Below are 8280 nucleotides of genomic sequence, written 5' to 3'. Positions count from 1 at the left end.
CGCGGATCTGGTCGACGTACTGGTCGAGGCCGACGATCACCGAGGCGCGACGCAGCTCCGCCTCGGCCCGCGGGGTGAGCAGATCACGGGCGCCGGGCCCCAGCCCGACCACCGCGAGCCGTCCCCGGGCCGGCCGCCGCGCCACCGCACAGGTCGCCATCGCGGGCTGCCCGTCCTGTCGTACCGACTTCCGCTTGGGGACGAGGAGTTCGCCCCCGCGCACCATCGCCGCGGCCTCCGCGACGGAGGGTGTGCCGACCGCGGAGAGGGGCGCGTCGGAGGGGTTGGGTACCTCGACGCCCGCCAGCTCCCCGGCGGAGTACGTCACCAGGGGCACGCCGAGGCGTTCGGCGGCGGCGACGATGCCGGGCTCACCGGACTTGGCCTCGACGGTGGCGAGTTCGGCGACGGAGCCGGCGCAGAGTCCGGCGTCCCGCAGCGCCGACTCGACCAGTGCCAGCACCTCGTCGGCGGGAGCTCCCCGGGACGCGCCGACACCGACGACCAGGGACGGCGGGCGCAGCAGCACCTCGCGCTCGCCGGGCTCGACGGCCCGGTCGGTCAGCCGGATGGTGTACGACCCCTGCGGCGACGTCGGCAGCGCGGGCAGCGGCCACGGCGACTCGGCCTCCAGCACGACGGGTTCACCGTCCAGCAGGGCCCGCGAGACGGTCGCGACGGACCCTTCGAAGCGGAGTCCGAGGGTGTCGAGTCCCGGGAGCCCGACCGCGTCCGTCGCGGTCGTCACGACCGGCTCGGCACCGAGCACCCCGCCCACCGCACGGGCGAGTTCATTGGCCCCGCCGCCGTGCCCGCCCAGCAGCGACACGGCGAACCGGCCGCCCTCGTCGACGCACACCACACCCGGGTCGGCCGACTTGTCGCCGAGCAGCGGCGCCACGAGGCGCACCACGGCCCCGGTGGCGAGGAAGCACACCAGCTGCTCGCACTCCGCGAACGCGGCCCGTACGGCGTCCCCGACGGGACCCTCGTACGTCCGCGTGCGCTCCGGCCACGCGGCCGCCAGCCGGTCCCGCGCAGCCGCGCCCGCCGCGGTGGCGGAGATGAGGCCGATCACAGAGCAACTCCTTCGCTACGCGCCTGAGGCCGGACGCCCCACAGCAGGAACACAGGATTGGTGGCCGCCAGCCGGGTCACGTCCCCCGGCAGCGGCGCCAGCCGCGACGACTGCAGCAGTACGCCGTCGCAGGACAGCCCGGCAGCGGTGAGCGCCTCGCGGGCGGCCGGCACCCGGTCGAGGGCGGCCATCGCGATCACCACCGTCCGCCGGGCCCGCCGTGCGCACGCGGCCACGACGGCGGGCAGTTCGCGCCCCCCACCGCCGATGAACACCGCGTCGGGGTCGTCGAGCACGGACAGCGCGTCCGGGGCCTCCCCGTGCACCACGCGCACGTCCACGCCGTGCGCCGCCGCATTGGCACGGACCCGCTCCACCCCGTCCGGGGACTTCTCGACCGCGACGGCGGCGGCGCCGAGCCGGGCGCACTCGACGGCCACGGACCCGGAGCCCGCGCCGACGTCCCAGACGAGATCGCCGAGGCGGGGCCCGAGCCTGGCCAGCGCCAGGGCCCGCACCTCGAACTTGGTGATCATCGAGTCGCGGTGCGCGAACGCCGCCTCGCCCAGGGCCCAGCCGGCGGGCGTCTCGCGCCCCCCGGCGAGGGTCCGCACGGGGCCCAGCGCCCGTGCCGTGTCCAGGCACAGCACCACGCTCACCGCCGTACCCCAGTCCCGGGCCGCGGCCTCGGCGGGCGTCACCCGCTCCACGCGCTCGCGCCCCGGATCGCCGAGCGCGCTCGCCACCACGAGGACCCGGTCCGCCGGAACCGCCGCGCCCAGCTCGGCGGGGCCCGCCCCCGGCCCGGTCAGCACGGCCACCTTGGGCCGCGCCCGGCACACGTTGACCGCGGTGCGCAGGTCACGCCCGTGCGCGCTGACCACCACGGCGTCGTCCCAGGGCAGTCCGAGCCGGGCGAACGCCGTCGCGACGGACGAGACGCCGGGCCGTACGTCGAGCCGCCCGGCCCCGAACCGTTCCGCCAGCGCCCGCACGATCCCGAAGAACCCGGGATCCCCGGAGGCCAGCACGACGACCCGGCCGTCCTTGTCGAGACACCGCTCGACGGCGTCCAGCGCGGGCGCCAGCGGTCCGAGCACGACGCGCTCCACCGTCTCCGGCAGCCGTACGGCGTCGAGATGCCGCCGTCCGCCCACGACCAGCTCGGCCCCGGCGAGCACCTCGTCCGCGACGGGCGCCCCCGTCCCCGTACCCACGACGGTGATCGACGGCCTCATGTGCTCGCGCCCCGTTCGCGCAGCGCCCTGCGGGCCTCGGGGTCGGCCTTGCGGAAGCCGTGGAAGTGACCCGGGTGGTAGAGGTGCGAGCGGGTGCCGTGGGCGTCGAGGGCCGGACCGACCAGGAACAGCGTGTGCTTCCAGAGCTTGTGCTCCTTGACCGTCTCCTCCAGCGTGCCGATCGTGCACTTGACGACCAGCTCCTCCGGCCAGGTCGCCTGGTGGGCGACGACGACCGGGGTGGAGGTGGGATAGCCGCCCTCCAGCAGCTCGCGCACCAGCTGTCCGCTGCGGGCCGCGGAGAGGAAGATCGCCATGGTCGTGCCGTGCCGGGCGAACTCGCGCACCTCCTCGCCGGGCGGCATCGGCGTCTTGCCGCCGCCCAGCCGCGTGAGGACCACGGACTGCGCCACCTCGGGGATCGTCAGCTCACGCTGCGCGAGCGCGGCCACGGCGGAGAAGGAGGAGACGCCGGGCACGATCTCCGTCGCGATCCCGATCTCCGCGCACCGGTCGACCTGCTCCTGCGTACCGCCCCACAGGGCCGGGTCGCCGGAGTGGATCCGGGCCACCTTCAGGCCCTCGGCGCGCGCCCGCCCGTAGACGGTGACGACGTCCTCGAGGGACATGGCCGCCGAGTCGAGGATCTCCGCGTCCTCCCGGGCGTGCTCGAGGACCTCCGCCTGGACCAGGCTGGCCGCCCAGATCACGACGTCGGCCTCGGCGATGGCGCGCGCGGCACGGAACGTCAGCAGGTCGGCGGCGCCGGGGCCGGCACCGACGAACGTCACCTTGCCGGTGGGGGCATCGGCCATGGGGAGGGGTCCTCTCGTACGAAATGTCATGGTGTGGGTGGGTGGAAGGGTGGCCGGATGTGCGCGATCGGGGTGCGATCGGATAGCAAGGGCCTATGGCGGTCTTCGTCGCGCTCGGCGCGTTCCTGATGACGCTGGTCGGCGGATGGACGGCACAGCGCGTGACCGACCGTCGCCACCTTGTCCTGGGTCTGGCCGGCGGTCTGATGCTCGGTGTGGTCGGTCTGGACCTGCTGCCCGAGGCGCTGCGCGCCGCGGGCCGGGTGATCTTCGGCGTACCCGCGGCCCTGCTGCTGTTCGTGGCCGGATTTCTCCTGGCCCATCTGGTGGAACGGCTGCTGGCCGCGCGGCAGGCGGCGCACGGCGGCGAGGAGCACGGTCACCGGGCGCCCGAGGTGGGCCTCACGGCGGCCGGCGCGATGGTCGGCCACAGCGCCATGGACGGCGTGGCCATCGGCGCGGCCTTCCAGGTGGGCGGCGGAATGGGCACGGCGGTCGCCCTCGCCGTGATCGCCCACGACTTCGCGGACGGCTTCAACACGTTCACCATCACGAGCCTGTACGGCAACGCCCGCCGCAAGGCGGTCGCCATGCTGGTGGCCGACGCCGGCGCGCCGGTGCTCGGCGCCCTGTCGACGGCCTTCTTCACGATCCCGGCGCAACTGCTCGGCGGCTATCTCGCTCTCTTCGGCGGCGCGCTGCTCTACCTCGCCGCGGCCGAGATCCTCCCCGAGGCCCACCACGAGCACCCGGCCCGCTCGACCCTGCTGTGCACGGTCGCGGGAGCCGCGTTCATCTGGCTCGTGGTCGGCATCTCCGGCTGACGGCACCACGGCGCCCACCCGGGTGGTCACAGCTTCCCGCCCCGGCCGCCGTCCCGCCGTGCGGGCGCGATCAGCGTGGAGAGGTAGGGCAGCGGGGCCCCGTCGAGGTCGTCGGCGGGCCGGATGGACTCCTCCGGCAGCCCGAGCGCCGACCCCCACACCGCGTCGCCGATCCGCCCGGTCTCCCGCAGCGCCTGAGCGACCTCCCGGGCCTGCCGTCCGAACTTGTACGCCACGACCGTCCCCGGCCCGTTCAGCGCCTCCTTGAGTACCCCGGCCCCGGCCGTGACCGGCACCAGCGTCAGCGGCTCGGTGCCCTCGGTCAGCACGGCCCCGGACCGCGCCGCCAGATCCTGCATGGCGGTGATCCCGGGCACCGTCTCCACGACCGTCCCCGGCACCAGCTCCGCGATCGTCTGCGCGAGATAGGTGAAGGTGGAGTACACGTTGGGGTCGCCGATGGTCGCGAAGGCGACGGACCCGTGCTCCCGCAGCAGCCCGGCGACCCGCTCACCGGCCGCGTCCCAGGCGGCCTCCCGCCGCCCCCGGTCCGTCCGCTCGTTGAGCGCGAACACGACCCGGACGACCTTCTCCCCGGCCACGTAGTGCAGCACGGTCGCCTCGGCGCGCCCGCGCTCACCCGTGTCCATCACGGGTACGACGACGACATCGGCCGCGCGCAGCGCGTTGACGCCCTTGACGGTCACCAGCTCCGGATCCCCGGGCCCGACCCCGACTCCGACCAGCCTGCTGCTCATGACGTCCGGCACCTCTCCACGAACCGACGGGCCGCTCCGGGCTCGGACGCCCAGTGCGTGTGCAGATAACTCGCGTGCACGCCCTGCTGTACGAAACCTTCGACCCGCCGTCGAGGGGCGCGCACGCCCCAGGCGGGAGCCGCCCCCGAGCCGGGCTCGACGACGGTCCGGTGGAACTCGTGCCCGCGCATCCGCGTTCCGGCCGCGGCGAGCACACTGTCGCTCACGGCCACGGCGTCCCGGTAGCCCAGCGTCAGCCGCTCGCTCATCCGCGCGCTCGCGTCGAGCACCCCGCACATCGGCCGCCCGTCCAGCTCCCGGCACAGGTAGAGCAGCCCGGCACACTCGGCGGCCACGGGGGCGCCGCCGAGCGCGAGTTCGGCGACGGCCTTGCGCAGCGGTTCGTTGGCGGACAGCTCGGCGGCGTACACCTCGGGGAAGCCACCGCCGATCACCAGCCCGTTCGTCCCGTCCGGCAGGCTCTCGTCCCGGAGCGGATCGAAGACGACGACTTCGGCACCGGCGGCGGTGAGAAGCTCGGTGTGCTCGGCGTAGGAGAAGGTGAACGCCTCCCCACCGGCAAGGGCGACCACCGGTGTCTCGCGATGCGGGCCGACACCCTCCAGCCCGTCCGGCCCTTGCGGACCAGGCCGTTCAGGCCGAAGCGGGGGGCCGGGGGCGGCAGCCCCCAGGGCCTCGGCCGGGTCCCACGCCGCACCCGGCAACGCACCGGCACTCCGCGCCAGCGCGATCAGCGCATCCAGGTCACACCCGTCGCAGACCTGCGCACCCATCGCCGCGACCGCCGCGACCGCCTCCGCCCGCCGCTCGGCGACCGGCACGAGACCCAGATGCCGCGAAGGAGTGTCCACCTGCGGCGCCCGCCGCAACACCCCCAGCACCGGCAGACCGACGGAGTCCAACGCCTCCCGCAGCAACTCCTCGTGCCGGTCCGACGCGACCTTGTTCAGGATCACGCCCCCGACCCGCACCTCCGGATCCCAGGAGACGAACCCGTGCACCAGCGCGGCCACCGACCGCGACTGCGCGGACGCGTCGACGACCAGCACCACCGGCGCCCGCAGCAGCTTCGCCACATGGGCCGTGGACGCCAGCTCCTCCTCCCCGGCGGCCCCGTCGAACAGCCCCATCACACCCTCGACGACGGCGATGTCGCACCCCCGCGCACCGTGCGCGAACAGCGGACCGACCAGCTCGGGCCCGCACAGGTAGGCGTCGAGGTTGCGCCCCGCGCGCCCGGTGGCGAGCGTGTGGTACCCGGGGTCGATGTAGTCGGGCCCGACCTTGTGCGGGGACACGGCGAGCCCCCGCCCGGCCAGCGCCGCCATCAGCCCCGTGGCGACGGTGGTCTTGCCGCTGCCCGAGGAGGGCGCGGCGACGACCAGCCGGGGCACGGACGAGGACGTCACCACTCGATGCCCCTCTGGCCCTTCTGGCCGACGTCCATCGGGTGCTTGACCTTGGACATGTCGGTGACGAGGTCGGCGAGGCCGACGAGCTTCTCCGGAGCGTTCCGCCCGGTGATCACCACGTGCTGGGTCCCCGGCCGGTCACGGAGCACCTCGACCACCTCGTCGGTGTCCACCCAGCCCCAGTGCATCGGGTACGCGAACTCGTCGAGCACGTACAGCCTGTACGTCTCGGCGGCCAGGTCCCGTTTGACCTGCTCCCAGCCCTCGCGGGCCTTCTCCTCGTTGGTCGAGTTGTCACCCTGGATGCCGCGCTGGACCCAGGACCAGCCCTCGCCCATCTTGTGCCAGTCGACGGTCCCGCCCTCGCCGGAGGCGCCCAGCACCTTCAGGGCGTTCTCCTCGCCGACCTTCCACTTGGCCGACTTGACGAACTGGAACACCCCGATCGGCCACCCCTGGTTCCAGGCGCGCAGCGCGAGCCCGAACGCCGCGGTGGACTTCCCCTTGCCGATGCCCGTGTGCACGACGACGAGCGGCCGGTTGCGCCGCTGCCGCGTCGTCAGCCCGTCGTCCGGGATCACACTCGGCTGTCCCTGAGGCACTACGCGGCCCTCCTCGAAGTTCCCTGCACGTCCCTGACCAAGCCGGCGATGCTGTCGGCCCGCAGCTCGTCCAGCGTCACCGCCGTACCGCCCAGCTCGTCCGCGAGCCGTCCGGCCAGCCCGAGCCGCACCGGCCCCGACTCGCAGTCCACGACCACGGAGGCGACCTGCCCGGCCGCGAACAGCCGCGCCGCACGCCCGGCGAGGGCGACCGGCTCGGCCCCACCGGTGGCCCGCCCGTCGGTCACCACCACGACGAGCGCCCGCCGCGCGGGGTCCCGCAGCCGCTCCACCCGCAGCACCTCGTGCGCCTTCAGCAGCCCGGCCGCGAGCGGGGTGCGCCCGCCCGTCGGCAGCGACTCCAGCCGGGCCGCCGCAGCGTCCACGGAGGAGGTCGGCGGCAGTGCGACCTGGGCGTCGCGGCCGCGGAAGGTCACCAGCCCGACCTTGTCCCGCCGCTGGTAGGCGTCGAGCAGCAGCGACAGCACGGCGCCCTTGACGGCGCCCATCCGCTGCCGCGCGGCCATCGACCCGGAGGCGTCGACCACGAACAGCACGAGGTTCCCCTCGCGCCCCTCGCGCGTGGCCTGCCGAAGATCGTCCCGGCGCACGACAAGACCCGGCCCGGAGCGCCCCCGCGCCCGCTGATGCGGTGCCGCCGCCTGGACGGTGGCCGCCAGATGCAGCTTGGACAGCTTCCCCCGTGGCCGCCGGGCACCCGTGGTCCGCCCGTGCTCGGTCCGCGCCCGCGAACGCCGCCCGGCGGCGCCCTCGCCGATGCCGGGCACGCTCAGCACCTTCGTCCGGAAGGGCTCGGCGGCGCGGGCGGGGGACCGCTCGGCGGAACCGGAGGCATGCGGCTCGCCGCCCTCACCGGTCTCGGGCCGGGCGGCCGTGTCACCACCCTGCGGACCGGTGTCCGGTGCCGGCTGCCCGCCACCCCCACCGGGCCCGCCGGGACCGTCCGGGTCGGGATCCTCGCCGTCGGTGGAGTCCCCGAACTCCTCCAGCGTCTCGTCGAGCTTGTCCTCGTCGAGCCCCGGGGCGTCGAACGGGTTGCGCCTGCGCCGGTGCGGCAGCGCCAGCAGCGCCGCCTGCCGGACGTCCTCGGCGAACACGTCGGTGCGGCCCGCCCAGGCCGCGAGCGCCGTCGCCGTACGCGCCATCACGATGTCGGCCCGCATGCCGTCCACCTCGAAGGCGGCACAGGTCGCCGCGATCTGCCGCAGCGCTCCGTCGCCCAGCCGCACCGACGGCAGCAGCTCCCGCGCCGCCACGATCCGCGCCCGTACGGCGGCCTCCTCGTCGGCCCAGCGCGCGGCGAAGCCGGCCGGGTCGTCGTCGTAGGCGAGCCGCCGCCGTACGACCTCGACCCGCTGGCCGGGCTCGCGCGAGGCCGAGACCTCCACGGTCAGCCCGAACCGGTCGAGGAGCTGCGGCCGCAGCTCGCCCTCCTCGGGGTTCATGGTGCCGACGAGCAGGAACCGCGCCGCGTGCCGCACCGACACGCCCTCGCGCTCGACGTACGAGGC

The 8280-nt window shown here is 75.0% G+C and carries 8 protein-coding genes; 1 reads left to right on the top strand and 7 read right to left on the bottom strand.

Annotated features, from left to right (window positions below; genetic code table 11):
• From ACFW2E_RS34955 to cobM, 3 genes are all read right to left on the bottom strand, one after another.
• Window positions 1-1078 (bottom strand): cobalamin biosynthesis protein (locus ACFW2E_RS34955; RefSeq protein ID WP_384472406.1); only part of this gene is annotated, 1078 nt, incomplete at its 3' end.
• Window positions 1075-2316 carry a precorrin-6y C5,15-methyltransferase (decarboxylating) subunit CbiE gene (gene cbiE, locus ACFW2E_RS34950; protein ID WP_384472403.1) on the bottom strand — a complete coding sequence of 414 codons (1242 nt, stop codon included), beginning with the start codon at window positions 2314-2316 and terminating at the stop codon, window positions 1075-1077. The genes cbiE and ACFW2E_RS34955, both read right to left, overlap by 4 nt.
• A complete protein-coding gene (gene cobM / locus ACFW2E_RS34945) occupies window positions 2313-3131 on the bottom strand; it encodes a precorrin-4 C(11)-methyltransferase (protein ID WP_384472400.1) in 819 nt (272 codons plus the stop codon). The genes cbiE and cobM overlap by 4 nt, the downstream gene beginning before the upstream one ends.
• Before the next feature lie 95 nt (window positions 3132-3226).
• Here cobM and ACFW2E_RS34940 point away from each other — a divergent pair, with 95 nt between their 5' ends.
• Window positions 3227-3955, top strand: a complete 729-nt coding sequence (locus ACFW2E_RS34940; protein WP_384472397.1) for a ZIP family metal transporter — start codon at window positions 3227-3229, stop codon at window positions 3953-3955.
• Between the two features lie 26 nt (window positions 3956-3981).
• Here the strand turns inward: ACFW2E_RS34940 and cobI are convergent, their stop codons facing one another.
• The 4 genes from cobI to ACFW2E_RS34920 all read right to left on the bottom strand — a co-directional run.
• On the bottom strand, window positions 3982-4713 hold the full coding sequence (gene cobI / locus ACFW2E_RS34935) for a precorrin-2 C(20)-methyltransferase (protein WP_384472394.1): 732 nt from the start codon (window positions 4711-4713) through the stop codon (window positions 3982-3984).
• Window positions 4710-6146, bottom strand: a complete 1437-nt coding sequence (locus tag ACFW2E_RS34930; RefSeq protein WP_384472391.1) for a cobyrinate a,c-diamide synthase — start codon at window positions 6144-6146, stop codon at window positions 4710-4712. Before ACFW2E_RS34930 ends, cobI begins: the two co-directional genes overlap by 4 nt.
• Window positions 6140-6748, bottom strand: a complete 609-nt coding sequence (gene cobO / locus ACFW2E_RS34925; protein ID WP_384472388.1) for a cob(I)yrinic acid a,c-diamide adenosyltransferase — start codon at window positions 6746-6748, stop codon at window positions 6140-6142. Before cobO ends, ACFW2E_RS34930 begins: the two co-directional genes overlap by 7 nt.
• Window positions 6748-8280 (bottom strand): VWA domain-containing protein (locus ACFW2E_RS34920; RefSeq protein WP_384472385.1); only part of this gene is annotated, 1533 nt, incomplete at its 5' end. The genes cobO and ACFW2E_RS34920, both read right to left, overlap by 1 nt.

Origin of the sequence: Streptomyces sp. NPDC058964, from assembly GCF_042741275.1 — a bacterium.
GTDB lineage: Bacteria > Actinomycetota > Actinomycetes > Streptomycetales > Streptomycetaceae > Streptomyces.
The sequence above is the reverse complement of the archived record's forward strand: the minus strand, read 5'-3'. Positions and strand labels throughout refer to the sequence as shown.

Coding starts and splice junctions, on each gene's coding strand:
- cbiE (WP_384472403.1), bottom strand. CDS start 2,316: ATGAGGCCGTCGATCACCGTCGTGGGTACGGGGACGGGGGCGCCCGTC.
- cobM (WP_384472400.1), bottom strand. CDS start 3,131: ATGGCCGATGCCCCCACCGGCAAGGTGACGTTCGTCGGTGCCGGCCCC.
- ACFW2E_RS34940 (WP_384472397.1), top strand. CDS start 3,227: ATGGCGGTCTTCGTCGCGCTCGGCGCGTTCCTGATGACGCTGGTCGGC.
- cobI (WP_384472394.1), bottom strand. CDS start 4,713: ATGAGCAGCAGGCTGGTCGGAGTCGGGGTCGGGCCCGGGGATCCGGAG.